26 protein-coding genes and 4 tRNA genes are annotated in these 26852 nt (G+C 59.8%); 17 read left to right on the top strand and 13 right to left on the bottom strand.

The genetic code is table 11. From position 1 onward, the window contains the following. Positions 1 to 81: 81 nt before the first annotated feature. The gene (locus HBN63_RS07455; protein WP_170048962.1) at positions 82 to 975 is read left to right on the top strand and encodes an ATP-binding protein; all 894 of its coding nucleotides are present in this window, start codon (positions 82 to 84) and stop codon (positions 973 to 975) included. Beyond that, a complete protein-coding gene (locus HBN63_RS07450; protein WP_170048961.1) occupies positions 968 to 1450 on the top strand; it encodes a GAF domain-containing protein in 483 nt (160 codons plus the stop codon). The genes HBN63_RS07455 and HBN63_RS07450 overlap by 8 nt, the downstream gene beginning before the upstream one ends. 70 nt (positions 1451 to 1520) lie before the next feature. On the opposite strand, the gene HBN63_RS07445 is transcribed toward HBN63_RS07450, so the two are convergent. Both HBN63_RS07445 and HBN63_RS07440 read right to left on the bottom strand, forming a co-directional pair. After that, positions 1521 to 2183, bottom strand: a complete 663-nt coding sequence (locus HBN63_RS07445; protein ID WP_170048960.1) for a glutathione S-transferase family protein — start codon at positions 2181 to 2183, stop codon at positions 1521 to 1523. A gap of 51 nt (positions 2184 to 2234) precedes the next feature. Beyond that, complete coding sequence (locus HBN63_RS07440; protein WP_170048959.1) at positions 2235 to 3005, bottom strand: hypothetical protein; 771 nt, start codon at positions 3003 to 3005, stop codon at positions 2235 to 2237. Between the two features lie 224 nt (positions 3006 to 3229). On the opposite strand from HBN63_RS07440, the gene HBN63_RS07435 reads away from it, so the two are divergent. From HBN63_RS07435 to HBN63_RS07420, 4 genes are all read left to right on the top strand, one after another. After that, a tRNA-Glu gene (locus HBN63_RS07435) sits at positions 3230 to 3305 on the top strand. Positions 3306 to 3343: 38 nt separating this feature from the next. Further along, positions 3344 to 3419: transfer RNA gene (locus HBN63_RS07430), tRNA-Gly, on the top strand. Between the two features lie 43 nt (positions 3420 to 3462). Then, positions 3463 to 3538 (top strand) — tRNA-Glu (locus HBN63_RS07425). A gap of 22 nt (positions 3539 to 3560) precedes the next feature. Next, positions 3561 to 3636, top strand: a tRNA-Gly gene (locus HBN63_RS07420). Positions 3637 to 3747: 111 nt separating this feature from the next. On the opposite strand, the gene HBN63_RS07415 is transcribed toward HBN63_RS07420, so the two are convergent. After that, positions 3748 to 4158 (bottom strand): PA2817 family protein, encoded by a 411-nt coding sequence (locus HBN63_RS07415; protein WP_170048958.1) that lies wholly within the window; start codon positions 4156 to 4158, stop codon positions 3748 to 3750. A 66-nt stretch (positions 4159 to 4224) separates the two neighbouring features. Beyond that, positions 4225 to 6672: an acyl-CoA dehydrogenase gene (locus HBN63_RS07410; RefSeq protein WP_170048957.1), complete on the bottom strand. Its 2448-nt coding sequence runs from the start codon at positions 6670 to 6672 to the stop codon at positions 4225 to 4227. Positions 6673 to 6823: 151 nt separating this feature from the next. Between HBN63_RS07410 and HBN63_RS07405 the strand changes: the two genes are divergently transcribed. The 5 genes from HBN63_RS07405 to HBN63_RS07385 all read left to right on the top strand — a co-directional run bounded on the left by HBN63_RS07405 (position 6824) and on the right by HBN63_RS07385 (position 13603). Next, complete coding sequence (locus HBN63_RS07405; RefSeq protein WP_170048956.1) at positions 6824 to 7483, top strand: transglutaminase family protein; 660 nt, start codon at positions 6824 to 6826, stop codon at positions 7481 to 7483. A gap of 208 nt (positions 7484 to 7691) precedes the next feature. Further along, positions 7692 to 8624 carry an ABC transporter ATP-binding protein gene (locus HBN63_RS07400; RefSeq protein WP_160084850.1) on the top strand — a complete coding sequence of 311 codons (933 nt, stop codon included), beginning with the start codon at positions 7692 to 7694 and terminating at the stop codon, positions 8622 to 8624. Positions 8625 to 8635: 11 nt separating this feature from the next. Continuing rightward, the gene (locus tag HBN63_RS07395) at positions 8636 to 9415 is read left to right on the top strand and encodes an ABC transporter permease (protein WP_090251084.1); all 780 of its coding nucleotides are present in this window, start codon (positions 8636 to 8638) and stop codon (positions 9413 to 9415) included. Between the two features lie 91 nt (positions 9416 to 9506). Then, on the top strand, positions 9507 to 10538 hold the full coding sequence (locus HBN63_RS07390) for an efflux RND transporter periplasmic adaptor subunit (RefSeq protein WP_170048955.1): 1032 nt from the start codon (positions 9507 to 9509) through the stop codon (positions 10536 to 10538). After that, on the top strand, positions 10535 to 13603 hold the full coding sequence (locus tag HBN63_RS07385) for an efflux RND transporter permease subunit (protein ID WP_170048954.1): 3069 nt from the start codon (positions 10535 to 10537) through the stop codon (positions 13601 to 13603). Before HBN63_RS07390 ends, HBN63_RS07385 begins: the two co-directional genes overlap by 4 nt. Positions 13604 to 13651: 48 nt before the next feature. Here the strand turns inward: HBN63_RS07385 and HBN63_RS07380 are convergent, their stop codons facing one another. Next, on the bottom strand, positions 13652 to 14659 hold the full coding sequence (locus HBN63_RS07380) for an NADP-dependent oxidoreductase (RefSeq protein ID WP_170048953.1): 1008 nt from the start codon (positions 14657 to 14659) through the stop codon (positions 13652 to 13654). A gap of 224 nt (positions 14660 to 14883) precedes the next feature. On the opposite strand from HBN63_RS07380, the gene HBN63_RS07375 reads away from it, so the two are divergent. Both HBN63_RS07375 and HBN63_RS07370 read left to right on the top strand, forming a co-directional pair. Beyond that, positions 14884 to 15645 (top strand): SDR family oxidoreductase, encoded by a 762-nt coding sequence (locus HBN63_RS07375; protein ID WP_170048952.1) that lies wholly within the window; start codon positions 14884 to 14886, stop codon positions 15643 to 15645. A 147-nt stretch (positions 15646 to 15792) separates the two neighbouring features. Next, positions 15793 to 16677 carry a bile acid:sodium symporter family protein gene (locus HBN63_RS07370; protein WP_170048951.1) on the top strand — a complete coding sequence of 295 codons (885 nt, stop codon included), beginning with the start codon at positions 15793 to 15795 and terminating at the stop codon, positions 16675 to 16677. A gap of 61 nt (positions 16678 to 16738) precedes the next feature. Here HBN63_RS07370 and cysB read toward each other — a convergent pair whose 3' ends face one another. From cysB to HBN63_RS07345, 5 genes are all read right to left on the bottom strand, one after another. Next, positions 16739 to 17713 carry an HTH-type transcriptional regulator CysB gene (gene cysB / locus HBN63_RS07365; protein WP_170048950.1) on the bottom strand — a complete coding sequence of 325 codons (975 nt, stop codon included), beginning with the start codon at positions 17711 to 17713 and terminating at the stop codon, positions 16739 to 16741. A 113-nt stretch (positions 17714 to 17826) separates the two neighbouring features. Then, positions 17827 to 18327: a universal stress protein gene (locus tag HBN63_RS07360; protein WP_160084845.1), complete on the bottom strand. Its 501-nt coding sequence runs from the start codon at positions 18325 to 18327 to the stop codon at positions 17827 to 17829. 157 nt (positions 18328 to 18484) lie between these two features. Then, positions 18485 to 19390 carry a 5'-nucleotidase gene (locus HBN63_RS07355; protein ID WP_170048949.1) on the bottom strand — a complete coding sequence of 302 codons (906 nt, stop codon included), beginning with the start codon at positions 19388 to 19390 and terminating at the stop codon, positions 18485 to 18487. Between the two features lie 9 nt (positions 19391 to 19399). After that, a complete protein-coding gene (locus HBN63_RS07350) occupies positions 19400 to 20347 on the bottom strand; it encodes a putative 2-dehydropantoate 2-reductase (protein WP_170048948.1) in 948 nt (315 codons plus the stop codon). Then, a complete protein-coding gene (locus HBN63_RS07345) occupies positions 20347 to 20694 on the bottom strand; it encodes a thioredoxin (RefSeq protein ID WP_170048947.1) in 348 nt (115 codons plus the stop codon). Before HBN63_RS07345 ends, HBN63_RS07350 begins: the two co-directional genes overlap by 1 nt. Positions 20695 to 20732: 38 nt before the next feature. On the opposite strand from HBN63_RS07345, the gene HBN63_RS07340 reads away from it, so the two are divergent. Beyond that, positions 20733 to 21152: a PilZ domain-containing protein gene (locus HBN63_RS07340; protein WP_160084841.1), complete on the top strand. Its 420-nt coding sequence runs from the start codon at positions 20733 to 20735 to the stop codon at positions 21150 to 21152. A 169-nt stretch (positions 21153 to 21321) separates the two neighbouring features. After that, complete coding sequence (locus HBN63_RS07335; RefSeq protein ID WP_167141038.1) at positions 21322 to 22398, top strand: 3-deoxy-7-phosphoheptulonate synthase; 1077 nt, start codon at positions 21322 to 21324, stop codon at positions 22396 to 22398. A 64-nt stretch (positions 22399 to 22462) separates the two neighbouring features. Here HBN63_RS07335 and HBN63_RS07330 read toward each other — a convergent pair whose 3' ends face one another. The 3 genes from HBN63_RS07330 to HBN63_RS07320 all read right to left on the bottom strand — a co-directional run bounded on the left by HBN63_RS07330 (position 22463) and on the right by HBN63_RS07320 (position 24853). Continuing rightward, positions 22463 to 23659 carry a benzoate/H(+) symporter BenE family transporter gene (locus tag HBN63_RS07330; RefSeq protein ID WP_167141034.1) on the bottom strand — a complete coding sequence of 399 codons (1197 nt, stop codon included), beginning with the start codon at positions 23657 to 23659 and terminating at the stop codon, positions 22463 to 22465. Continuing rightward, entirely contained in the window at positions 23659 to 24270 is a 612-nt protein-coding gene (locus HBN63_RS07325) for a LysE family translocator (protein ID WP_170048946.1), read from the bottom strand. The genes HBN63_RS07330 and HBN63_RS07325 overlap by 1 nt, the downstream gene beginning before the upstream one ends. A gap of 139 nt (positions 24271 to 24409) precedes the next feature. Then, positions 24410 to 24853 (bottom strand): MarR family transcriptional regulator, encoded by a 444-nt coding sequence (locus tag HBN63_RS07320; RefSeq protein WP_090247864.1) that lies wholly within the window; start codon positions 24851 to 24853, stop codon positions 24410 to 24412. 97 nt (positions 24854 to 24950) lie between these two features. On the opposite strand from HBN63_RS07320, the gene HBN63_RS07315 reads away from it, so the two are divergent. Beyond that, the gene (locus tag HBN63_RS07315; RefSeq protein WP_167141027.1) at positions 24951 to 26108 is read left to right on the top strand and encodes a PLP-dependent aminotransferase family protein; all 1158 of its coding nucleotides are present in this window, start codon (positions 24951 to 24953) and stop codon (positions 26106 to 26108) included. Between the two features lie 33 nt (positions 26109 to 26141). After that, the gene (locus HBN63_RS07310; protein ID WP_170048945.1) at positions 26142 to 26744 is read left to right on the top strand and encodes a glutathione S-transferase family protein; all 603 of its coding nucleotides are present in this window, start codon (positions 26142 to 26144) and stop codon (positions 26742 to 26744) included. Positions 26745 to 26852: the final 108 nt, after the last annotated feature.

The raw sequence follows: 26852 nt of genomic DNA, 5'->3' as shown, positions 1-26852 counted from the left end.
TGTTGAATCGCTTGCCAAGCATAGCCCATCTGTTTTGCCGGACGGCAGTGGCAGAACAACTCGAAAACCCTGGAGTGTGTTGTGGATTCGCGTTTAAGTGATTTTTTGTTGCGTGCTGAGGCTGTGTTGGCGCGTCTGGAGCCTTTGCTGCCGGTGCAGCGCCCGGTTATCGACTGGCAGCAAAGCTTGGCTGCCCGCTGGCAGCGTGAGGGGCGCAGCGGCTATTTGGCACCGCTGCAGGTCAGTCTGGATGTGGAGCTGGCTGATTTGATCGGTGTGGATCGCCAGCGTGCTCAGTTGGCGCGCAATACCCAGCAGTTTATCCAGGGCCTGCCGGCCAACCATTCATTGCTCTGGGGCGCGCGTGGTACGGGTAAATCATCGCTGGTGCGGGCACTGCTGGCCGAGCATGCGGCGGCGGGGCTGCGCCTGATTGAAATCGAGCGTGACCATCTGGCCGATCTGCCGCGCATCGTCGAGCAGTTGTGCGATCTGCCGCAGCGTTTTGTGCTGTTCTGCGATGACTTGTCGTTCGAGGCCGGCGAGGGTGATTACCGCATGCTGAAAACCGTGCTCGATGGCTCACTGGAGCGTGCGCCGGACAATGTGTTGCTGTATGCCACCTCCAACCGTCGCCATCTGTTGCCGGAAAAACAAAGCGACAACGAAAGCTGGCAACGGGTGGATGGCGAGCTGCACCCCAACGAGGCGGTGGAAGACAAGATCGCGCTGTCTGATCGTTTCGGCCTGTGGCTGTCGTTCTATCCATTCACCCAGGAACACTTCCTTGACGTGGTCCGGCACTGGGTCGAGGTGCATGCCGCGCAGGCCGGTTTGGCTTGGCAATGGCATGACGAGCTGGAAAAGGCGGCCATACGCTGGGCCTTGGGGCGTGGTAATCGTAATGGGCGCTGCGCCTATCAATTCGCCCGCGACTGGGTGGGTCTGCAACTACTGAGTAAGCACGATGATTGATCTACAACAGAGCGGGCAGGGGCTCGACGGCTACCCACTGCTGGTGGCGCAACTGCAGGCGCTGTTGGCCGGGGAGCGCGACTTTATTGCCAATGCAGCGCAGTTCTCAGCGTTTCTGTTTCAGGAGCTGAGCGACCTGAACTGGGCAGGTTTTTACCTGGCCCGTGGTGAGGAGCTGGTGCTCGGGCCTTTCCAGGGCAAAGTAGCCTGCGTGCGCATTCCTTTCGGTCGCGGTGTCTGCGGCGCCGCCGCGGCGACTGGGCAGACCCAGCGGGTTGACGATGTGAATGCTTTTGCCGGGCATATCGCCTGCGACAGTGCGTCCAACAGTGAGTTGGTGGTGCCGTTTTTTAAGCATGGCCGTCTGCTGGGTGTGCTGGATTTGGACAGTCCGTCGCTGGCGCGTTTTAGTGCCGCAGATCAGGCCGGTATTGAACGCTTGGTCGAGGTGTTCGTTGAGCTGACCGAATGCTGAAGGGATGAGCAAACACAAAACACTAAAAAGCCCGGTGTGACCGGGCTTTTTAGTGGATGGGACTGGTTTTTCAGGACTTACTGGCCATTTTGGCGAGCATTTTCAACTCACCGGGCAATACGCCCTGCACTGAATCACGCGCCATGATGCGTGCAGCGTGCGCGCTCAGATTAGGCCAGCGCTGGGCGTCCACCTGCTCATCGCCATGCTGCATGTTGATCAGCTGGCAAGTCAGGGCCAGGTCGGCCAGGGTCAGACTGTCACCCACCAGGTAATGGGCCGAGCCTAGGCATTTTTCCAGGTAGTCAAAGTGTGGCGGTAGCTTTTCAAGCAGGGCTTTCTGCACGGCCGCCTCGTCGCATTCTTGCCCCATGCTGGGCTTCAGTGCCCGGTTACGGAATACCGTGAAGGTACAGAGTGGCGCCAGCTCATAATCAGCATATTTCTCCAGCCAGCGTACCTGTGCGCGCTGTTCAGCGCTCTGGCCTAGAAGGCTGCTCTGGGTCGGATACTTATCGTCCAGGTATTGGCAGATCACGCTGGAGTCGGCGAGGGTGAAGTCGCCATCCCTCAGGGCTGGAATACGCCCCAGCGGGCTCAGCTCGCGATACCAGGCCGGTTGGCCGAACGGCAGGATGATTTCCAGCTGGTAGTCCAGATTCTTTTCAGCCAGAAACAGGCGGACTTTACGGACGAAGGGCGACAGCGGGGCACCGTAAACGGTCAGGCTCATGCGCGGCACTCGTGGGCAGGGCGGTAGCGCGCAAACTGCGCGCTGGAGGGGTTAGTCGTAGATATTCTTCTTCTTCCACTCGTCGTCACCGCCGAGAGATTCAAGGCCGGCGTCCAGTTCGCTGGGCTGGTCGGGGACGGGCTTGCTGCTTTCCAGAACCATGGCGTTGGCGCGTGCCAGCTGCTCTTCGAATTTCTTCAGGGCGTTCTGGTAAGGGGTTGGATCGGGTTGTTTGCGCAGGTATTGCACGCCGCGCTCGAACGCCAGGCGCGCTTGGCCCGGCTGGTTCTGCTGCAAGGCCTGTTGGCCGAGGTTGCCGAAAAACTCGATATGCACCTGGGTCAGCATATGGCGCACTTCTTTGAGCCAGTGCTTGGCCTCGTTGGCCGGGATAATCCCGTCTTTGGCGCAACGGGTCAGTTGGCCGTGGAGGTTTTCCAGCTGGAAACGTACTTCTTTAGCCTTGGCTTCATTGGCAATGGGTTGCGGCGGGTTGCTTACGGCAATCGACTCGCCCAGGGCGATCAGCTTGCGCAGCTCTTCAATGCGCGCCTTGAGGGCGTTGTTGCGTTTGTCCAGTAGCAGCATGCGCTCACTGAAGTGTAACTGCAGGCGACTGAGCATCAGCTTCAAGGCTGGAGACATCAGTTGACCAGGGAGGGCTTCGGCGAGGTCCGTGCAGCGGCGCAGGCGATCATTGAGGTCGGCCTTGATGCGTGCCTTCTCCAGCTTGTTGTTCTCGACCATATGATTGATGTAAGCAATGGCGATCAATACGACGATGCCAGAAACAATCAATATGGTAATCACGAGTGGGGACATGGGTGGAGCCTCTCGATCACCGGTTTTTCGTCCGAGTGTAGTGCGTTAGCCGGGAGGCTGATAGAGCTGCCTCACATTCGGAGCTGAAGTCGTTGATTTATAAAAATTTTTACACAGAGGTTGACGGACCTTACAAGGCTCCATAGAATGCGCGCCACTTCGTAGCGCAATGCCTCACGGCAAAACGTGTAGAAGCCGGATAGAAGTTGTAGTTTCCGGGCTGCGTCCCCTTCGTCTAGTGGCCTAGGACACCGCCCTTTCACGGCGGTAACAGGGGTTCGAGTCCCCTAGGGGACGCCACTTCTTTATGAAGTGTGCTGCTTAAAACCAAGTTGTATGCGGGAATAGCTCAGTTGGTAGAGCACGACCTTGCCAAGGTCGGGGTCGCGAGTTCGAGTCTCGTTTCCCGCTCCAGATTCAGGTCATCTGCCCAGGCAGGTAGCCGAAAAGTTCCAAGGTCCCCTTCGTCTAGTGGCCTAGGACACCGCCCTTTCACGGCGGTAACAGGGGTTCGAGTCCCCTAGGGGACGCCATTTTTGTTGTACCAAGTTGTATGCGGGAATAGCTCAGTTGGTAGAGCACGACCTTGCCAAGGTCGGGGTCGCGAGTTCGAGTCTCGTTTCCCGCTCCAAATAATCAAGAACGCCGCTCACTGAGCGGCGTTTTTGTATCTGCTGTTTTTGAAGCCTGTAAAAAAGCCCGCCGGTTATGCCGTGCGGGCTTTTTTGTTTCTGGCTGAGGCTTAGTGCTTGCTGCCTTGTGCGGGCATGGCCAGCAGCTGCTTTTCCTGGTTCCAGTCGAAGGGTTCGTCGTTTTCTTCGGCGTAGAAGCGGCGTTCTTCGAGGGTCTGGTACATCTCGATTTCTTCGTCCGGCATGAAGTGCAAACAGTCGCCGCCGAAGAACCACAGCAGGTCGCGCGGCACCAGGTGGGCGATTTGCGGGTAGCGCTGGAAGATCTGGCTGATCAGGTCCTGGCCCAGGTAGAGGCTGGCTTCCGGATCGCTCGGCAGGTCGCTGAGCAATTCGTCGTAGCGCTCCAGGTACATGGCGTGGCTGTCATCGAGAATCTGCTCGGCTTCGCCCAAGGCGACCAGAATGGTGCGCAGGTGCTGCAGCAGGGCGAGGTGATGGTCGATGTGGGTGTTGGCCATGGGGCAATCCTGTAGGTAAAACGGGCGCGCAAGTATAAGGCTCGCGTCGCCCGCTGTCCTGTCGGTTTAACGCACCTTGCCGGAGCCTAGAGTCAGTTCTTCCTTGGCGAAGTCGTCGACATCGATCACCACCCGGCGCGCCGCTTCGGCCTGATGCAGGCTGTGCGCCTCTTCCGGGTTGAGAACCCCAGCAGCCAACGCGGCATCAATTAGGCTTTGCCCTGGTAGTTCCTGGACCTGGCCGGCTTTGACGGCCTTGTGCAGTTTTTTCTGCAGGCCCTGTACATCCTGCAGCAGATTCATCGCATATTGCAGAGCACCCACCGGGTCCTGTTCGGCTTGTGGGCGATAGCAGCCTTCGAGCAGTTCCTCCAGCGCCGGATCGCCGCTGTTGCGGCCGATAATACCAGCCACTTCGGCGTCCAGTTCATCGCTTGGGCCTTTGTGACGGCGGCCCAGCGGCAATACCAGTACGCGCAGAGCGCAGCCGAGCAGTTTGCTGGGGAAGTTGCTGAGCAGCTCTTCAAGTGCTTGTTCGGCCTTGCCCAAGCTTTCTTCCACGGCCCAGCGCAGCATGGGCTGTGAATGCTCGGGATAACCGAGGTCGTGGTAGCGCTTGAGCGCCGCCGAGGCCAGGTACAGGTGGCTGAGTACATCACCGAGCCGCGCCGACAGGCGTTCGCGGCGTTTCAGTTCGCCGCCGAGCAACATCATGCTGGTGTCGGCGAGCAGGGCGAAGGACGCTGCCAAGCGGTTGAGCGCGCGGAAATAAGGGCGGCTGATGCGATCACCCGGCACCTGGCTGAAAACGCCAAAGCCGAGGCTGAGCAGCAGGCTGCTGGCGGCGTTACTCACGGCAAAACCGATATGTTGCAGCAGCAGTTCATCGAATTCCTGCAGCGCCTGGTCCTGGTCTTCGCGGCTGGCCAGGGCCATTTCCTTGAGTACGTAGGGGTGGCAGCGAATCGCGCCCTGACCAAAGATCATCAGGTTGCGCGAGAGAATATTGGCCCCCTCCACGGTGATAAAGATCGGCGCACCTTGCCACGAGCGCGCCAGGTAGTTGTTCGGGCCCATGACGATGCCCTTGCCGCCGTGCACGTCCATGGCGTGGCTGATGCATTCGCGGCCGCGTTCGGTCAGGTGGTACTTGAGGATGGCCGAGAGCACCGAGGGCTTTTCGCCCAGATCCACCGCATTGGCAGTAAGGATGCGCGCGCTGTCCATCAGCCAGGCGTTGCCGCCGATACGCGCGAGGGCTTCCTGAATGCCTTCAAAGGCTGAAAGCGGCACGTTGAACTGCTCACGCACCTGGCTGTACTGGCCAGTGGTCAGGCTGGTGAACTTGGCAGCGCCGGTGCCGACGGCCGGCAGGGAGATGGAGCGGCCCACGGACAGGCAGTTCATCAGCATCATCCAGCCCTTGCCGAGCACCTCCTGGCCGCCGATCAAGTAATCCAGTGGGATAAACACATCCTTGCCGGAGTTCGGGCCATTCATAAAGGCGGCGCCGAGTGGCAGGTGACGGCGGCCGATTTCGACACCAGGCGTTTCGGTGGGCACCAGAGCGAGGCTGATGCCCAGGTCTTCCTCTTCACCCAGCAGATGCTCGGGGTCATAAGCCTTGAAGGCCAGGCCAAGCAGGGTGGCGATCGGGCCGAGGGTGATATAGCGCTTTTCCCAGTTCAGACGCAGGCCGATCACTTCCTCGCCTTGCCACTGGCCTTTGCAGATGATTCCGGTATCCGGCATGGCGCCGGCATCAGAGCCAGCCAGGGGGCCAGTGAGGGCGAAGCAGGGGATGTCTTCACCGCTGGCCAGGCGCGGCAGGTAATGGTCACGCTGGGCGTCGGTGCCGTAGTGCAGCAGCAGCTCGGCCGGGCCCAGGGAGTTGGGCACCATCACGGTGGAGGCCAGGTCGCCGGAGCGGGTAGCCAGCTTCATCGCCACCTGGGAGTGGGCATAGGCGGAAAAGCCCTTGCCGCCGTATTGCTTGGGGATGATCAGGGCGAAGAAACCGTGTTGCTTGATATGCGTCCAGGCCTCAGCGGGCAAGTCCATCTGCTGGCCGATCTGCCAGTCACTGACCATGGCGCACAGCGCTTCGGTGGGCCCATCGATAAACGCCTGCTCTTCTTCAGTGAGCTGGGCTTTGGGGTAGGCGAGCAGGGTGTCCCAGTCCGGGCGCCCGCTGAACAGCTCGCCATCCCACCACACCGTGCCGGCTTCAATGGCGTCGCGCTCGGTGGCCGACATCGGCGGCAGTACGCGCTTGAACCAGGCAAACAGCGGCGCAGTGAACAGATTGCGGCGTTGCTCGGGCAGCAGCAGTGGCAAGGCCACGGCCAGCAGGAGCAGCCAGAAAATACCCATCAACCAGGCGGGAGCGTGGCTGAAGGTGCTCATCAGAATCAGAAAGCCGGCCACCAGGCCAAGTGCGGGTAGGGGGGCGGTACGCCGGTGAGCGAGAAAAGCCGTGCCGAGCAGTAGGGCGAGTAACCAGAGAGCGAGCATGCAGAATCCTCCATGATGACAATGCGTTGTTACGCACCATCACGAGCGTAGTCGTCATTGATTGCGACAAGAGCGGTGAGCTTGGCCGAATCGTCGTTACATTGGCCGGAGCCGTGTCGTTAGACTGGGTCTCTGTCATGGAGAAACCCTGATGCGTGAATACCTCGAGCCCGGCCGCTTCATCGATAGTGACCACCCTGCGCTGGTGGAGTTCGCAGAAAAGTTTCGCGGGGCCAGTCGTGACCCGCGTCAACAGGCGATCAATCTGTACTACGCGGTGCGCGATGAAATTCGCTACAACCCCTATGTGTTCAGCCGCGACCCCGACACCCTGAAGGCCAGTCACGCACTGCAGGCGGGCGAAAGTTACTGCGTGCCCAAAGCCACTTTGCTGGCTGCCTGCGCCCGCCATTGCGGCATCCCGGCACGCATCGGCCTGGCCGATGTACGCAATCATCTGGCCACTCCACGACTGCTGGAAATGCTGCGCAGTGAAGTGTTCGCCATGCACGGCTACACCGAGTTGTACCTTGAGGACCGCTGGGTCAAGGCCACGCCGGCGTTCAACCTGGCGCTGTGTCGGGTATTCAAGGTCGCGCCGCTGGAATTCGATGGCCTGAGCGACAGCGTATTTCACCCGTTCAACCAGCAGGGCGAGCGGTACATGGAATACCTGCATGACCACGGCCAGTTTGCCGATGTGCCGGAGCCGCTGTTCTTCGGTCATCTGGCTACGTGTTACCCACATCTGTTTGCCGATGACGCGTTGTCGATCAGTGGCGACTTCGCCGCTGAGGTCGTGCCTGGATGATTTATCGACAGGGTTGATAAGCACCATCGGAAACGGCCGGGTTTAATCTGCGCCTGGCGCTGGTAGGCTGCTGCCTAGCTGTGGGGGCGGCAGTTTTGCGCAAAGATGCTGTGGTGGGGAGCTTCCAGGCGCTAGACTTGGCCCACTTCGCGCTGCAGGCGCAGCCCCTCTCGAATTTCTTTTTATCTGATCAGGTGTGCGCATTTTTATGAGTACTGCTCTGTCCATTCGCCAGTTGACCAAGACCTATGGCAACGGCTTCCAGGCGCTGCATGGCATCGACCTGGACGTGGCTGAAGGCGATTTCTTCGCCTTGCTCGGCCCCAACGGTGCCGGCAAATCCACCACCATCGGCATCCTTTCCACCTTGGTGACCAAAAGCAGCGGCACGGTGAACGTCTTCGGTCACGACCTGGACAAACAGCCCTCTGCACTCAAGCGCTGCCTAGGCGTGGTGCCGCAGGAGTTCAATTTCAACCAGTTCGAGAAGGCCTTCGACATCGTCGTGACCCAGGCCGGCTATTACGGTATCCCGGCAAAAATCGCCAAGGAGCGCGCTGAGCAGTACCTCAACCAGCTCGGCTTGTGGGGTAAGCACAATGTGCCGTCGCGTGAACTGTCCGGCGGGATGAAGCGTCGCCTGATGATCGCCCGCGCGCTGGTGCATCAGCCGCGTTTGTTGATTCTCGATGAGCCAACGGCCGGGGTTGATATTGAACTGCGCCGTTCGATGTGGAGCTTTCTCACCGAACTCAACGAGCAGGGCATCACCATCATCCTCACCACCCATTACCTGGAAGAGGCCGAACAGCTATGCCGCAATATCGGCATCATCGACCACGGGCGGATCGTCGAGAACACCAGCATGAAGGACCTGCTGAAAAAGCTGCATGTAGAAACCTTCCTTCTCGACCTCAAAGAGGCGCTGCTAGTAGCGCCGCAACTGATCGGCTACCCGGCGCAGTTGCTCGACGGGCATACCCTGGAAGTGCAGGTGGACAAGGCTCAGGGCATTACCGAGCTGTTCCGTCAGCTGGCCTTGCAGAACATCGAGGTGCTCAGCTTGCGCAATAAAACCAACCGCCTGGAGGAGCTGTTTGTTTCCCTGGTCGAGAAGAATCTGGCGAAGGTGGCGGTATGAGCACGGCTTATCTGAACTCCGAATTCACCGCCAACATGGTAGCGCTGCGCACTATCGTCTACCGCGAGATCCGCCGCTTTACCCGCATCTGGCCGCAGACCCTGCTGCCGCCGGCAATCACCATGGTTCTGTACTTCGTGATCTTCGGCAACCTGATCGGCAGTCAAATCGGCGACATGGGTGGCTTCACCTATATGGAGTACATCGTGCCGGGGCTGATCATGATGTCGGTGATCACCAACTCCTACGGCAACGTGGTGTCGAGTTTCTTCGGCAGCAAGTTCCAGCGCTCCATCGAGGAGCTGATGGTCTCGCCGGTGTCGCCGCATATCATCCTCACCGGCTATGTGGTCGGCGGTGTGCTGCGCGGCCTGGCGGTGGGTTTTATCGTCACTCTGCTTTCGCTGTTCTTCACCAAGCTGCAGGTGCATCACCTCGGCGTGACCGTGCTGGTGGTGTTGCTGACCGCGACCATCTTCTCCCTGGGCGGTTTTATCAACGCGGTGTTCGCGCGCAACTTCGATGATATTTCGATCATTCCAACCTTTGTGCTGACGCCTTTGACCTACCTGGGCGGGGTGTTCTATTCGATTACCTTGCTGCCGCAGTTCTGGCAAACCGTGTCCTTGGCCAACCCGGTGCTGCATATGGTCAACGCCTTCCGCTACGGCATTCTCGGGGTGTCCGATATCCGCATCGGCGTGGCCATCGGTTTTATGCTGGTCGCTACTGCTGTGCTGTATGGCGTGTGCATCCGCTTGCTGGTTAGCGGTCGGGGCATGCGCCAGTAACCGGGCAGCCAACATCGGGAAACATTTTTAACGGCTGATCTGCGCGGCTCGGCCGTTAGACTCAGCCTCTACAAAGAATTAGGGGTTGTATATGTTTGCCCGCGCACCTGCTCTTCTCGGTACAGTTTTCTGGCTGTGTTCGCTTGCCAGTGTGCCCGCGCACGCCAACGAAGGGCCACTGGTCGAGGTGGTCAAGGCCGAGCGAAGCCTGGTGCGCGATGAGCTGGTGACCTTTGGCTCGCTGAGCCCTGATGAGTCGGTGATGATCCGACCGGAAATCGCCGGGCGAGTGGCGCAGCTGCATTTTCGTGAAGGCCAACGCGTTGAGGCCGGTGCGTTGCTGATCAGCCTGGATGATTCGATTACCCGCGCCGAGCTGGCCCAGGCGCAAGCCAACCTGAATCTGGCAGAAAAGAACTTTCAGCGCGCGCAGATGCTATTCAAGCGCGGCGCCAGTAACGCTCAAGCGCTGGATGAGGCCAGTGCGCAACAACAGGCTTCGCGCGCCAGCCTGGCGCTGTCTCAGGCGCGCCTGGACAAGACCCGCATCCTCGCCCCCTACGACGGCGTACTGGGTTTACGCGCCGTCAGCCCCGGCGATTACCTCAGCGAAGGCCAGGACATCGTCAACCTGGAAGTGCTCGATCCGCTCAAGGTAGATTTCCGCATTCCGCAAAAAGCCGTCAGCCAGATTCGCCTCAAGCAGCTCATTGAAGTCAGCCTGGATGCTTACCCGGGTGAGCGGTTTAACGGTGAGATTTTCGCCATCAACCCACGCCTGGACGAAGCTGGACGCAGCCAGGCGATTCGCGCGCATATCAGCAACAGCGATGGTCGCCTGAGCCCAGGGCAGTTCGTGCGGGTTTCGGTGATCCTCGCCGAGCGGCCGAATGCTCTGGTGATTCCAGAAGAAGCCATCATGCCGGTGGGCGATAAGCTGCTGGTCAATCTGGTTGTGGAGGGCAAGGTCGAGCTGCGTGAGGTCAAACTGGGCAAGCGTCTGGCTGGCAAGGTCGAGGTGCTGGAAGGCCTGCAGGGTGATGAAACCCTGATCAGCGCCGGCTGGCAGAAGGTTCGGGCCGGCGCGCCGGTACGCACCAAGGTGGTGGAGCAAGCGTCATGACCCTGTCGGACATCTGCATCCGGCGGCCGGTATTCGCCACCGTACTGTCGCTGATTGTGGTGCTGCTTGGCTTGATGGCCTATGACCGCCTGGCCGTGCGTGAGTACCCGAATATCGACGTGCCGATTGTCACGGTCAACGTTACCTATCCGGGCGCCAGCCCGGAGATCATGGAGTCCCAGGTCGCCCAGCCGATCGAGGACGTGCTGTCGGGCATCGACGGGCTGGACTTCGTCAGCTCCATCAGCCGTTCGGAAAACACCCAGATCACCGCGCAGTTCCGCCTGGGCAGCAACTCCGATGAAGCTGCCAACGATGTACGCGACCGCCTGGGCCGGGTGCGTGGCCTGCTGCCGGATGAAATCGCCGAGCCCATTGTGCAGAAGGTCGAGGCCGATGCCCAGCCGGTGATCTGGATCGCCTTCTACAGCGAACGCTACAGCGCCATGGAGATCACCGACGTGTTGGAGCGGGTGATCAAGGATCGCCTGCAGACCATCCCTGGCGTCTCCGAAGTGCAGATTCGCGGCGCGCGCACCTTTGCCATGCGCATCTGGCTCGACCCGGAGAAGCTCGCCGCGCACAACCTCACCGTGCAAGACGTGGAAGACGCCCTGCGCCGGCAGAACGTCGAGATTCCGGCGGGGCGTATTGAGTCGCAGCAGCGCGAATTCACCGTGCTCTCTGAAACCGACATGAATACCCCGGAGCAGTTTAATCAGCTGATTCTCGATGACTCGCGCGGTTACCTGCTGCGCCTGGCTGACGTTGGTTATGCCGAAATCGGCGCGGCGGACGAACGCAGTATTGTTCGCTACAAGGGCAAGCCGGCGGTGTCGATGGGCATGATCAAGCAGGCTACCGCCAACCCGTTGGATATCTCCGACGGCCTGGCTGAGGCCATGCCCGATGTACGAGCGCTGCTGCCGGAAGGCATGGAAATGGCGGTGGCCAACGACAACTCGCAGTTTATTCGCGAGTCGATCGACAACGTGTTTATCACCATCTGGGAAGCGGTGGGGCTGGTCATTCTAATCATCTTTATCTTCCTGCGTTCGCTGCGTGCCACCATCATTCCGCTGGTGACCATCCCGGTGTCGCTGATCGGCGCCTTCGCCCTGATGAGCCTGATGGGCTTCACCATCAACACCCTGACGCTGCTGGCAATGGTGCTTGCCATCGGCCTGGTGGTGGACGATGCCATCGTGATGCTGGAGAACATCCACCGGCATATCGAGGAGGGCATGCAGCCGCTGCAGGCGGCGCTCAAGGGCAGTCGCGAGATTGCCTTTGCGGTCATCGCCATGACACTGACCCTGGCCGCCGTATTTGCCCCCATCGGCTTTATGCAGGGCACCACCGGCAAACTTTTTACAGAATTCGCCTGGACCCTGGCCGGCGCAGTGCTGGTGTCGGGTTTTGTCGCCCTGACCCTGACGCCGATGATGTGCGCTCTGTTGCTTAAGCCGCATCAGGCCGGTGAGCGGCACAACCGGGTGTACAACCTGATCGAGAATTTCCTCAATGGCCTGACTTACAGCTACAAGCATCTATTGGCCAAAGCACTGAGTGCCTGGGTGTTGGTGGTGGGCGTGTTGTTACTGACTATTGTGGCCTGCGTGCTGCTGTTCTCAGGGCTTAAATCCGAGCTGGCGCCGACCGAAGACACCGGCACCATTGTCGGTGTGTTCAACGGCCCTGACGGCGCCACTATCAACTACACCGGGCGTTATGCCCGCGAGATCGAAGCGGCCTACGACAGCATCCCGGAAACCAATCGCTACATGGTCATCGCTGGCTTTCCGACGGTGGCTCAGGGCATTTCCTTTATGAAACTGGAGGACTGGGCGGACCGCTCGCGCAGCCAGTTCGAGATTCGTAATGAGCTGCTGCCCAAACTGCAGGATATTGCCGGGGTGCGCGCTTTCCCGGTCAACCGTCCACCGCTCGGCCAGAGCGCGCGAAACCAGCCGGTGAACTTTGTGATTCGCTCGTCCATGGAGTACAGCGAGTTGCAGGGCTATGTCGATCAGTTGCTCAATCAACTGCGCGATTACCCTGGGTTGGAAAGTCTGGACAGCGATCTGAAGCTCAACGCACCGCAGCTCAAGGTCGCGGTTAACCGCGAACAGGCCGTAGCCGTGGGCACTGATGTGGCCACCATCGGCCGCAGCCTGGAAAGCCTGTTCGGCAGCCGCCAGGTGACGCGCTTCAAGCAGAACGGTGAGCAGTACGACGTGCTGGTGCAGTTGCAGGACGTGGATCGCAGCAACCCGCAGGATCTCGACCGCGTCTATGTGCGCGGCCGCGATGACAGCATGGTGCAGCTGTCCAATCTGATTGAGGTGCGCGAAACCGTGGCGCCGCGCGAGCTCAACCACTTCAACCAGCTGCGTGCGGTAACTGTGAGTGCCAACGTGGGCTCCGGCTACACCCTGGGGGAAGCCCTGGCACACTTGGAAAGCACAGCGCGCACGGTATTCCCGGCAGAGACGCAGTACGACTACACCGGCACGTCGCGAGACTTCAAGGAGTCCAGTGCGGGCATTGCACTGATCTTCGCGCTGGCTTTGGCGTTTATCTTCCTGGTGTTGGCGGCGCAGTTTGAAAGCTTTACTGACCCGCTGATCATCCTGTTCAGCGTGCCGCTGTCGATGGCTGGCGCCTTGCTGGCCCTGACGATGTTCGGCGGCACTTTGAACATCTACTCGCAGATCGGCTTGGTGACGTTGATTGGCTTGATTACCAAGCACGGCATCCTGATCGTCGAGTTCGCCAACGTGCTGCTGCGACAAGGGCATGAGTTGCGAGGGGCGGTGATTGAAGCGTCGGTGCAGCGTCTGCGGCCGATTCTGATGACGACCGGGGCGATGGTGCTGGGTTCGCTGCCGTTGGCGATTGCCACCGGGGCAGGGGCGGAAAGCCGTCAGCAGATCGGTATGGTGATTGTCGGCGGCCTGTTGGTAGGCACCTTCTTCACCCTGTTTGTAATCCCGACCCTGTACATGCTGCTGCGCCGCTGGCGGCCGATAAAGCAGGACAGTGAGGCAATGGCAGTCGCCTGATGCCTGGTTTTCGTAGGAGCGGCGCTTAGCCGCTCCTACGAAATTGCCTCAGTCGACTTTCAGCACCAGCTTGCCGAAGTTCTCGCCACTGAACAGCTTGAGCAAGGTTTCCGGGAAGGTAGTCAGATCGCTGACGATATCTTCCTTGGATTTCAGCTTGCCGCTGGCCATCCAGCCGCCCATCTCCGCCGCTGCTTCGGCAAAACGCGGAGCGTAGGTCATCACCACCATGCCTTCCATGCGTGCGCTGTTGACCAGCAGATTGAGGTAGTTAGCCGGGCCTTTGACCGCCTGTTTGTTGTTGTACTGGCTGATCGCGCCACAGATCACCACACGTGCCTTGAAGGCCAAGCGGGTGAGCACGGCATCCAGAATGTCGCCGCCGACGTTATCGAAGTAGACATCCACACCTTTCGGGCACTCGCGCTTGAGGCCGGCGATCACGTCTTCATTTTTGTAATCGATGGCGCCGTCGAAGCCCAGTTCATCAACCAGGAACTTGCACTTGTCCGCACCGCCGGCGATGCCGACTACACGGCAGCCTTTGAGCTTGGCAATCTGCCCGGCGACGCTGCCGACCGCGCCGGCTGCACCGGAAATCACCACCGTTTCACCCGCTTTCGGCGCGCCGACATCCAGTAGAGCGAAGTAGGCGGTCATGCCGGTCATGCCCAGTGCCGACAGGTACAGCGGCAGCGGCGCGCGCTTGGGGTCGACCTTGTAGAAGCCTTTGGGCTCACCGAGGAAATAATCCTGCACACCAAGGGCGCCATTTACATGATCACCCACGGCAAAGTCCGGGTGCTGCGAGGCCACCACTTCACCCACGCCGAGGGCGCGCATCACTTCGCCAAGGCCGACTGGCGGAATATAGGACTTGGCATCATTCATCCAGCCACGCATGGCCGGGTCCAGAGACAGGTAGGCGTTCTTCACCAGAATTTGGCCGGGGCCGGGTTCGCCGACGCTGGTTTCGACATAGCTGAAGGTTTCGCGGCTGGGCAGACCGACCGGGCGTTGGGCAAGCAGGAATTGGCGGTTGAGTGGGGCAGTCATGGCAGGTACTCACTGAACGGAAAGCCTGTTGATAGCCCGTGCTGGTCAGCGGGGCAAGGTTTGCCCGTGGGCCGAATGCTTGTAAATCCATTCGAGTGATAGCCATGCTGGGGTGTTAATCACTCATTTCGATGGGGCTATCACCAGCAATTTGATAGTGCTGCCTTGGTACGCAGCAGCTGATTAGACTCAATGCAGTTTTTAATCCTTGCGAGGACACGCAGATGAGCTTGAGCTTTTCCGGCCGGGTTGCCCTGGTCACCGGTGGTGCAGCGGGTATTGGTCGTGCCACGGCACTGGCATTCGCCAACGAAGGCCTGCAGGTGGTGGTGTCCGACGTTGATGTCGACGGTGGCGAAGCAACTGCCGCGCTGATCCGTGAAGCGGGCGGCGATGCGCTGTTTGTACGTTGCGACGTGACCCGCGATGCTGAGGTCAAGGTGTTGATGGAGCGTACGCTGGGCGCCTACGGCCGCCTGGACTATGCCTTCAACAATGCGGGCATCGAGATCGAGAAGGGCAAGCTGGCCGAGGGCAGCGAAAGCGAGTTCGACGCCATCATGGGCGTCAACGTTAAAGGCGTGTGGCTGTGCATGAAGCACCAGATCCCGCTGCTGCTGGCTCAGGGAGGTGGCGCCATCGTCAACACAGCGTCGGTCGCCGGCTTGGGCGCTGCGCCGAAGATGAGCATCTACAGCGCATCCAAACATGCGGTGATCGGCCTGACCAAGTCCGCTGCTGTTGAATACGCAAAGAAGAAAGTGCGGGTCAACGCCGTATGCCCGGCAGTGATCGACACCGATATGTTCCGTCGCGCCTATGAAACCGACCCGAAGAAGGGCGAGTTCGCCGCCGCCATGCACCCGGTCGGGCGCATTGGCAAGGTCGAGGAAATCGCTACTGCCGTGCTGTACCTGTGCTGCGATAATGCGGCGTTCACAACCGGCCACGCGCTGGCGGTGGATGGCGGGGCCACCGCCATCTGATTTCCTTCAGTAATAAAAAAAGCGCCCATCTGGGCGCTTTTTTTATACCTCGCCATTTCTTTCACCAAGTTGGCCACTAAAGTCACTGCAGTGTTCTAAGTCGTTGTTCAAGATCGCCCAGCGCTTTGATCAAGGAGTAAGAAAGCCGTGACTGCTGACCCGTTATTGACCCTGTTCCTGCCCATCGCCTTGGGCATCATTATGCTTGGCCTGGGCCTGTCGCTGACCCTGGCCGATTTTACCCGGGTGGTGAAGTTTCCCAAACCGGTGCTGATCGGCTTGAGCTGTCAACTGTTGCTGCTGCCCGTAGTGTGTTTCTTCCTGGCCAAGGCCTTTGGTCTGGCCCCGGCGCTGGCAGTTGGTCTGATGCTCTTGGCCGCCTCGCCTGGCGGCACCACTGCCAACTTGTACAGCCACCTGGCGCATGGTGATGTGGCACTGAATATCACCCTGACGGCGGTCAATTCGGTGATTGCGGTGCTGACCATGCCGCTGATCGTCAACCTGTCGCTGGCCTACTTTATGGAAGGTGATCAGGCCTTGCCGTTGCAGTTCACCAAGGTGGTGCAGGTGTTTGTCATCGTCCTCGGCCCGGTGGCTATTGGTATCTGGATACGCAGCCGCTTCCCAGGGTTTGCCGCACGTATGGAGAAGCCGGTGAAGATCATCTCCGCGCTGTTTCTGTTGATCATCATCATCCTGGCGGTGGTCAAGGATTGGCAGACCTTTGTCGACTACGCGCCGCTGGTGGGTGGTGCGGCGCTGGCGTTCAACCTGATCAGCCTGGCGGTAGGTTACTGGGTGCCGCGTTTGTTTAAGCTAAGCCTGCGTCAGTCGGTTGCCATCGGCATGGAGATCGGCATCCACAACGGCACCCTGGCGATAGCCCTGGCACTGAGCCCGATGCTGTTGAATAACGCCACCATGTCGATCCCCGCAGCGATCTACAGCATCATCATGTTCTTTACCGCAGCGGCCTTCGGCTGGTGGGTGAACTTTGCTCATGGCAAAGAATTGAAAGCCACTGAATAGGTATCGCCGAGTATGAAAAAGCCCGTCACTTGGACGGGCTTTTTCATATCTGCAGGTTGGCTCAGTGCAGCGGCAGTTCAACGCCTTCGAACAGCTCTTCCAGCTCGACCTTGCTGTGGCACTGCACGGCTTTGGCCATCATGTCGCGGGTCAGGTGCGGGGCAAATTTCTCGATAAAGTCGCACATGAAACCGCGCAGGAAGGTGCCGCGACGGAAGCCGATCTTGGTCACGCTGGCTTCGAACAGCTCCTCGGCATCCAGCACCACCAGGTCCGGGTCTAGTTTGGGATCGACGGCCATCTTGGCCACGATGCCCACGCCCAGGCCCAGGCGTACGTAGGTTTTGATCACGTCAGCGTCGGCGGCGGTAAACACCACTTTCGGCGTCAGACCACGATGGCTGAAGGCTTCGTCGAGTTTGGAACGGCCGGTAAAACCGAACACGTAGGTGACGATGGAATATTCGGCCAGGGCCTCCAGGGTCAGCTTCGGCAGCTTGGTCAGCGGGTGGCCCTGAGGTACCACGACGCAGCGGTTCCAGCGGTAGCAGGGCATCATGATCAGGTCGTTGAACAGCTCCAGACCTTCAGTGGCGATGGCGAAGTCGACGGTGCCGTCGGCCGCCATTTCAGCGATCTGCATCGGCGTGCCCTGGTGCATGTGCAGGGATACATCCGGGTATTGCTTGATAAAGGCACTGATCACCGGCGGCAGGGCATAGCGCGCCTGGGTGTGGGTGGTGGCGATGGACAGGGTGCCTTTCTTCTCGTTGGAGAACTCCTGGGCAATCTGCTTGATGCTTTCGACCTTGCGCAGGATTTCCCCGGCGGTGTTGATGATGCGTTCGCCGGCGGGGGTGATGCGGGTCAGGTGCTTGCCGCTGCGGGCGAAGACTTCAACCCCCAGCTCGTCTTCGAGTAGGCGGATCTGTTTGCTGATGCCGGGTTGTGAGGTGTAGAGGCTTTGTGCCGTGGCAGAAACGTTGAGGTCGTGATGCGCGACTTCCCAGATGTAGCGCAGTTGCTGGAGCTTCATAAAAATCCCTCAAAGCAAAAAGACGGCCGTTCAGGTTACCGGCGTTCTATATAACCATAATGATGATTGAAGCATTAAATCTAGACCAAAAATAGAAATGTGCTGCGCTTCTTCTAAAGATCACCTCGGCTGCGATGCTGCAGCATCGGCACCAAGTACACCGGTACTTCTGACAACTGCACCAGGCGCGACGCGGTACGACCCAGTGGAATGTCCATATCCGTGCCGTGGCTGTGGCTACCTAGGACCAACAAATCCACACCGAGTTGCTGTGCTTCATCGAGTATCACCAAGGGGGGATCGCCCTGTACCACGCGTACCGCCTTGATCAGATCCAAGTCATGCAACGCTTCGCCAATCTCATCGCGAAAGCCCTCTAACACCCGCTGCTCGATACTCGCCATCACTGTGCTGAGGCCGTTGGTGCGCAGGTCCTTAAGGCGCTCTTCATCCAGGTAGGTTTGCAGCACTGATTCCGCAAACAGACCCATGGGCTCCACGGCGTGCACCACATACAGGCTGGCGTTGAAGGAACGTGTGAGTGCCAGCGCATGCTGCAGGATGTAGGGGGCGTAAAGGCCTAGGTCGGTTGCATAGAGAATCGAGCGAATCATTCGGCCTCCTTGACTGCCAGACTGGCAGGCCTGATCTGAGCTTAGCAGTGCCCTCGATAAGTCAAAGAAAGCCGAGGTTTTGAGGACGAATGGTTATATAGGCAGGGAGATAGAGAGTGCTTAGCGGCGAGGGCGATTGACCGCCCTCGCGCGGGAACTAGAGCTGCGGTTCGTTGCTGATGCCGTGTGGCACATGGCCGGTAGGTACGACCTTGTTGGCTTTTTCGCAGTGGCCGGTTTGGTCGTCGAAAAACACGTCGGCGCCGAAGGTTTCCAGAATTGCGGCTTTTTCCAGACCACCGAGGAAGAACGACTCATCCAGGCGGATATTCCACTCGCGCAGCGTGCGAATCACCCGCTCATGGGCCGGCGCCGAACGCGCTGTAACCAATGCGGTACGAATCGGGCACTGTTCTTCGGGAAATTCCTGTTGCAGACGGTGCAGGGCGGCAAGGAAGGGTTTGAATGGACCGCCGCCGAGCAGCTCGCGGGCCGATTCACGTTCGTGGCTCTGGAAGGCTTCCAGGCCGGCCTGCTGATAAACCCGCTCGGATTCATCGGAAAACAGCACGGCATCGCCGTCGAAGGCGATGCGCAGCTCGTTACTTGCCGCGCGCCGAGCACCGCCGGAGAGAATGGTCGCCGCCCCGAAGCCGGCCCGCAGCGCACTGCGCACATCTTCGGCATGGGTGGAGAGAAACAGATGGCAGCCAAATGCGGCCAGATAAGGGTCGGGGCTACGCCCGCCAACAAAGGCTGCGCGGGATATGCCCAGCCCGTAGTGCTGGATTGAGTTGAACGCACGTAAACCGGTGTCGGCGCTGTTGCGCGAAACCAGGATCACCTCAACGCGCTGCTGATTGAGGGCCGTGTTCAGCGCCAGCAGCTTCTCGACCAGGGGAAAGGCATCGCCAGGCGGGAGTATCTCGTCCTCATGCTCAATCTGGTATTGGCGATAGGCCTCGACGCCCTGGCTTTCATAAATCTGGTGGCTGTCGCGCAGGTCGAACAGCGCCCGCGAGGAGATCGCCAGCACCAGTTTGTCGCCTAATCCCTTGCTCATTGCTGTGTCCTATTGCGCGCGTTGTTCGAGGAACCGCAGGGTCTGATAAAGCATCTCGGTGCGCGGCATGGCGCAGCCGGCCTGCGCCGCAGCGGCCAACGGCGCGGCGTAGATGGCATGCAGCTCCAGTGGGCGCTGCATGGCAAAGTCGTGGTACATGCTCGGCAGGTAATCCGGCATGCGGTCGGTGGCGCTCAGCAGCTTGCCGGCAAACCCGGCAGGTAGCTGATAGCCGCAGGCGCCGGCCGCATCCACCACTTCCTGCATGATCGCCTCGATCAGCGCGCGGCTGTCGGTGTTGCCCATCAACGCCGTGGTGGCGCTGTTCAGCAGCACGGCCAGACCGTTGTAGGGCACGTTCCACACCAGTTTCTGCCAGCGTGCCTGGTTCAGTTCGGCCATGGCGGTGGAGTCAAGGCCAGCAGCCTGGAACAGAGCGCTGCCTTGTTCGAGGATCTGCTGACGGCTCTCGGCATCACTAGCCGGGCCTGAGTGATAGCCCAGATTGACGCTGCCCAGCGCCTGATGCTCGACCACCCCCGGTGCGCTGCGATGGGCGCAGATATAGCAAAGGCCGCCCAGCAGGTGCAGCGAGTCCGGCAGCAGTGGGCGCAGTTCGTCTTCCACGGCCAGGCCGTTCTGCATCAGCACCACCTTGGCGCCGGGCGCAGCGGCCTGGCTGATCAGTGGAGCGAGGTCGGCGTTACTGGTGGTTTTAGCGCCGATCAGCAGCCAGTCGCACGGCGGCATATCAGCCGCTGACTGATACGCCTGCACGTTATCCAGGTGCAGGTTGCCGTGTAGGGCACTGTTGACGTGCAAGCCTTGGCTGGCGACTGCGGCGAACTCGCTGCGCAGCAGAAAATGCACATCAAAGCCGGCACGGGCCAGCATCAGGCCATAGAAGCCGCCAATGGCGCCGGAGCCGATAATGCCGATACGGGGAGTTGGGGTCATCAGGGTAAGTCCTCTGCGGGGCGCGACAGGGCAGTGTCCAGCGCCTGAATAAGTGCGGCGGGCTGCAGGCTGCTCTGCAGTGCGCCATAAAATTGGCCATCGCGCACTACGAATAGCGCGGGGAGCTGAAATACCTCATAACGCGTCACTAAACCGCCGCTGTTGGCCGCGTCGACCCAGGCCAGGCGCTGTATCGGCAGGGGCAAATTAGGCAGCTCACGTCGCGCCCAACGGCAACTGGCACAACCTATGCTGGTAAATATCAGCAGTGAAGTGCCAGGCAAGTCGAGTAGATAGCGATCTGCATCTAAATCGGTCAGTTCCAGCTCAGTCACTATACTGGCCAATGTGGTATCAAATTGATGGCATCCGAGGTAGTCATAAGATGCGTCACTTTTTGCGTCATCCCAGTGATATGCCCGTTGAGTTAGTGCTGCGTAAACAGGCGTTCGTGCCCAAGCAGCGGCTGAACAATATCAGTCTCGGCGGTGTGGCTTGCAACTCCAACCGTGCTTTTCGCCGCGGTACGGCCATCGAGTTGCGTATTCCGCTGTTCGGCGAGCATGCGCGTTACCCAGGCCTGGTGGCGTGGTGCCGCAAACAGGAAGACAAATACCTGGTGGGTATCGCCTTTGTCGATGAGGACACGCTGTTTCGCGCGCGTATGGTCGAACAGGTCTGCCAGATTGAGCATTATCGCCATCAACGCGAGCAGGAACTGGGCTGCAGCTTGCCGGTCGAGGTGGTGGCGCAGGAGTGGATCAGCCAGCATGCCGCCGAATTTTCCCGCGCCAGCCTGAATTAGTTGAATCGTCCACTCGGCGCGGCTTAAGCCGCAAAGCCCATTGTCGAGCCAGGCCTATACGCGCTAAGGTTCGGCTTCCCCGCTGTGCTCATATTGCTGTGCTCCGCCACACGGGGATCGCTGGCGGCCGGCACCCGTGACCTGATGACTCTGACTGATGAATAGCACGATGGCTGATTTACCGATTGATGACCTGAACGTTGCCTCCAACGAAACCCTGATAACCCCCGCACAGCTCAAGCGTGAAATTCCGCTGACCGATGCTGCTCTGCGCACGGTTGCCAGCGGTCGTGAGGTGATCCGCAATATTCTCGATGGCAAGGATCATCGCCTGTTCGTGGTGGTCGGGCCGTGCTCGATCCACGATATCAAGGCCGCCCACGAGTATGCCGAGCGCCTCAAGGCGCTGGCTGCCGAGGTTTCGGACAGTCTGTATCTGGTTATGCGGGTGTATTTCGAGAAGCCGCGTACCACTGTCGGCTGGAAAGGCCTGATCAACGATCCGTTTATGGACGACTCGTTCAAGATTCAGGATGGCCTGCATATCGGTCGCCAGTTGCTGCGTGACCTGGCTGAAATGGGCCTGCCGACCGCGACCGAAGCCCTCGACCCGATTTCCCCGCAGTACCTGCAGGACCTGATCAGCTGGTCGGCCATCGGCGCGCGCACCACCGAATCGCAAACCCACCGCGAGATGGCCTCAGGCCTGTCTTCGTCGGTGGGCTTCAAAAACGGCACCGATGGCGGCCTGACCGTAGCGATCAACGCCCTGCAGTCGGTTTCCAGCCCGCACCGTTTCCTCGGCATCAACCAGGAAGGTGGCGTGTCCATCGTCACCACCAAAGGCAATGCCTACGGCCACGTAGTGCTGCGCGGTGGCAACGGCAAGCCGAACTACGATTCGGTGAGTGTTGCCGTTTGTGAGCAGGAACTGACCAAAGCCGGCATACGCCCGAACATCATGGTCGATTGCAGCCACGCCAACTCCAACAAGGACCCGGCCCTGCAACCGCTGGTGATGGACAACGTCGCCAACCAGATTCTTGAAGGCAACCAGTCGATCGTCGGCCTGATGGTGGAAAGCCACCTGGGCTGGGGCAACCAGTCGATTCCCAAGGACCTCAGCCAGCTCAAGTACGGCGTGTCCATTACCGATGCCTGCATCGATTGGGAAAGCACCGAGAAAACCCTGCGCGGCATGCACGCCAAGCTTAAGGATGTGCTGCCTAAGCGTCAGCGCGGCTGATTGCACCGGCTGTAACAAAAACGGGCTTATGTGTATGCATAAGCCCGTTTTTTATACCTGCTAATTACGCGTCTTGCTTGCCCCAGTTAAGAATCGCCAAGGTCAGCAAGCCCGCAACAATCCCCCAGAACGCCGAGCCCACCGAAAACAGGGTCATGCCCGAGGCGGTTACCAGAAAGGTGATCAGCGCCGCTTCACGCTCTTTCGGCTCGCTCATGGCCTGAGTCAGGCCGCCGATGATTGAAGCGAACAGCGCCAGTGCTGCGATGGACAGGATCAGGGCTTTCGGTAGCGCGGCAAACAACGCCGCCAGGGTGGCGCCGAAGATGCCGGCGATGCCGTAGAACACCCCGCACCAGATGGCGGCTGTGTAGCGTTTTTTCGGGTCTTCGTGGGCTTCCGGGCCGGCGCAGATCGCTGCGCTGATAGCGGCCATATGAATGCCATGGCTGCCAAAGGGCGCCAGCAGCATGGATGTCAGCCCGGTGGTGGTGAGCAGCGGGCTGGCTGGAACGTCATAGCCATTGGCGCGCAGCACAGCCATGCCCGGCAAGTTCTGCGAGGCCATGGCGACGATAAACAGTGGAATGCCGATGCTGATGACCGCTGCCAGGGAGAAGCTCGGTGTGGTCCATTCCGGCACCGCCAGTTGCAGCTCGAAGTGCTCGAAATTGAGCAGGCCGAAGACCGCAGCCAGCACGCTGCCAACAATCAGTGCCGCAAGCACCGCATACCGCGGTAGCAGCCGTTTACCCAACAAGTAAGCGAGCAACATCGCCACCACCAGCAGCGGCTGCTGTTCGGCGGCCACGCAGATTTCCAGACCGATTTTGAACAGCACGCCCGCCAGCAGCGCTGCCGCAATTGAACCGGGAATGCGCCGCATGAGGCGGTCAAACGTGCCCGTCAGGCCGATCAGCACAATCAGCCCGGAGGCGAAGATATAGGCGCCAATTGCCTCGCTATACGGCACGCCGGGCAGACTGGTGATCAGCAGGGCCGCGCCAGGGGTGGACCAGGCGATCATGATCGGCGCGCGGTAGCGCAGCGACAGGCCGATGCAGCAGATCGCCATACCAATCGACAGCGCCCAAATCCACGATGAAATCTGCCCGTTGGTCAGCCCTGCGGCCTGGCCAGCCTGGAACATCAGCACCAGCGAGCTGGTGTAGCCGGTGAGCATGGCGATAAACCCGGCGACTACCGCCGAGGTCGAGGTGTCGGCCAGCGGCCGTAGGCGGGTTTGCGGCAGGTCGTGCATCAGAGCAGTCCGGTGTCGGCGAAGATGGGGTACAGCGAGGCTACCAGCAGCATGGCCATGCCGATATTGAAGATGCGCAGCGCTCGGGCGTTGCTCAGCCAGTTGCGCAGCAGGCTGCCGGCCACCGTCCACAGGCCGACGCTAGGGCAGTTGACCAGGGCGAACAGCGCCGCGATCAGCAGCACATTGATTACGAAGTTTTCCTGCGGGGTGTAGGTGGTGATAGCGCCGATGGCCATGATCCAAGCTTTCGGGTTGACCCACTGAAAGGCCGCTGCCTGCAAAAAGGTAAACGGCTTGCCCACCGGCTTTCCGCCATCCTGCGGTGCACCGGAGCCGGCAATCTTCCAGGCCAGGTACAGCAGGTAGGCCGCGCCCAGATAGCGCAACACGTCATACAGCAGCGGCACTTGTTCGAACAGCTGGCCCAAGCCGAGACCGACCGAAGCCACCAGCAGCATAAAGCCCAGGCTGATGCCGAACATGTGCGGCAGGCTGCGGCGTAGGCCGAAATTCACCCCGCTGGCGAGCAGCATCATATTGTTAGGGCCCGGCGTCACCGAGGTGACAAAGGCAAAGGCGATAAAGGCGAGCAACAGTTCGGTGGTCATGGCGCAGCACTCAGGAGCAGTGCTGATCAGCCTAGGGGGAGATGCTCAGAGCGTCGCGGTACAGCGATGCAGGCAATGGGCGGTACAGTTTTAGTTGGCTCGGTTGCAGCGTCAGTACAGTTTTGCCGAGGATGCTCTCTCAGCCTTCATTTGCGCTGTTGTGCAGGGTTTGGTTGACCTGCAACCAGCCGCTCACGGCTGTTTCTCCGGCTTCACTGAACGCCCGTTGCAGCAGCTTGGCCTGTTCACGGCGCAGAGCCTGTTCCAGCTTGGCGCCTTCAGCAGTAAAACCGAGTAGGCGTTTGCGCTTGTCGTCTTCAGCGGCAAGGCTCTGCACCAGGTTCATTTCCAGCAGCTGGCGCAGCGGGGTATTCAGCGCCTGTTTGCTTACACCCAGGTAGCCGAGCAGCTCTTTCATGCTCAGGCCGGGGTACTTGGCGATAAAGAACAGAATGCGGTGATGCACGCGCGACAGGCCGCGGCGCGCCAGCATCTCATCGGCCTTGGCGGTAAACGCCTGGTAACCGAAGAAGAACGCTTCCATGGCGGTCTGTTGAGTGTTTGGATTTTTAAGGTCAAGCATGTTGACGTATCCAGGCTGATCGTCGTAGCTTCTGTCAAACAGAGCTTTGGTCAAACAGTTTGACCTATTTTTATTTGCCTTCGCTACCGGTGTATCCATGGCCTTCTCCGAACGTGTTGCCCGCCTGAAAAGCTCCCTGATCCGTGAAATCCTGGCTGCCGCGCAGCGTCCAGAAGTGATGTCGTTTGCCGGCGGTCTGCCGGCCGAGCCGATGTTACCGCGGGTGGAATGGGCGGATATGCCCACCAGCATGGGGCAATACGGCACCAGCGAAGGCGAGCCTGAGCTGCGTGAAGCGATTGCTGAAGAGGCGCGCGCCTTGGGCGTACCCTGCGACGCCAGCCAGGTACTGATCGTCAGCGGTTCGCAGCAAACCCTGGATCTGGCCAGCAAGCTGTTTATCGATCCGGGTACCGAGGTGTTGCTGGAGGCGCCGACTTACCTCGCGGCATTGCAGGCTTTTCAGTTGTTCGGCGCCGATTGCATCGCTGTGCCGCAGGAAGCCGATGGCCCGCAGATCGATGCGTTGCGCGAGCGGCTGCAGAACCACAAGCCGGCTTTCGCCTATTTAATCCCAACTTTCCAGAACCCTTCGGCGGTGCGCTACAGCGAAGCCAAGCGCGATGCGGTGGCAGCCTTGCTCGATGAGTTTGGCGTGACCCTGATCGAAGATGAGCCTTACCGTGAACTGGTGTTTGATGATGGCAGCGCCACGCCGATTGTCAGCCGCCTTAAGCAGGCCAGCTGGATCTACACCGGCACCGTGTCGAAAACCCTGCTGCCTGGCCTGCGCGTCGGTTACCTGATCGCCACTCCAGACCTGTACCCCTATTTGCTGCGGTTGAAACAGTCCGCTGACCTGCACACCAACCGTATTGGTCAGTGGCAGGCGCTGCAATGGCTGGGCACGCGGCATTACCGCGAACACTTGGCCGAATTGCGTGATTTCTACCGGGTGCGCCGTGATGCCATGCAGGACGTGCTGGTTGAGCATTTCAGCGACCTGGCCGACTGGCAGATTCCTCAAGGTGGGCTGTTCTTCTGGCTGACCCTCAAGCAGCCGCTGGATACGCGTACGCTGCTGGCGCCGGCGCTGGCGCAGAACGTGGCGTTTATGCCGGGCGAACCGTTCTTTATTGATCCGGACGCTAACCCCGGGCATTTGCGGCTTAACTTCAGCCACGTTGCGCCGGAGCGCCTGAGTGAAGGCCTCAAGCGCCTGGCCGAGGTGATTCGCCAGGCACAAGCAAGCTAGTCCACGCGTTAAGCAGGTTAGGAGGAGGGCGATATGTATAAGGTCTATGGCGATTACCGCTCGGGCAACTGCTACAAGGTCAAGCTGATGCTGCACCTGCTGGATCAGCCCTATGAGTGGATCCCGATTGATATCCTCAAGGGCGAAACCCAGAGCGACGCCTTCCTGGCCAAGAACCCCAACGGCAAGATCCCGGTGCTTGAGCTGGACGACGGCACCTGCCTGTGGGAGTCCAATGCCATCCTCAACTTCCTCGCCGACGGCAGCGCGTTTCTACCCAGCGAGCCGCGTCTGCGCACTCAGGTGCTGCAGTGGCAGTTTTTCGAGCAATACAGCCACGAGCCTTACGTCGCGGTGGCACGCTTCATCCAGCTGTATCAGGGCCTGCCCGAAGCGCGCCGCAGCGAGTACGAAGAGTGCCATGTGCGCGGTCATAAGGCACTCAAGGTGATGGAGAAGCAGCTGCAGCGCACGCCGTATCTGGTTGGCGAGAATTTCTCGATTGCCGATATCGCCCTGTACGCCTACACCCATGTGGCGGATGAAGGCGGCTTTGATCTGACGCCCTATCCGGCCATTCGCGCTTGGCTGGAGCGGGTTGCCAGCCATCCGCGTTATGTCGGTATGCTCGACTGATAGCTGTCGGATCAGCTGAGAGGTGAGAGGCGCTGCGCTTTCTCACTGCTCAGTCGCCAGCTCGACGTAAAAAGCACTTATCATTCAACGATCTATCTTCTGGCTGGA

The organism is Pseudomonas sp. WS 5011 (assembly GCF_012985775.1).
In the GTDB taxonomy this organism is placed as follows: domain Bacteria; phylum Pseudomonadota; class Gammaproteobacteria; order Pseudomonadales; family Pseudomonadaceae; genus Aquipseudomonas; species Aquipseudomonas peli.
Note: the sequence above shows the minus strand (reverse complement) of the source record. Positions and strands in the feature narration are given on the sequence as shown.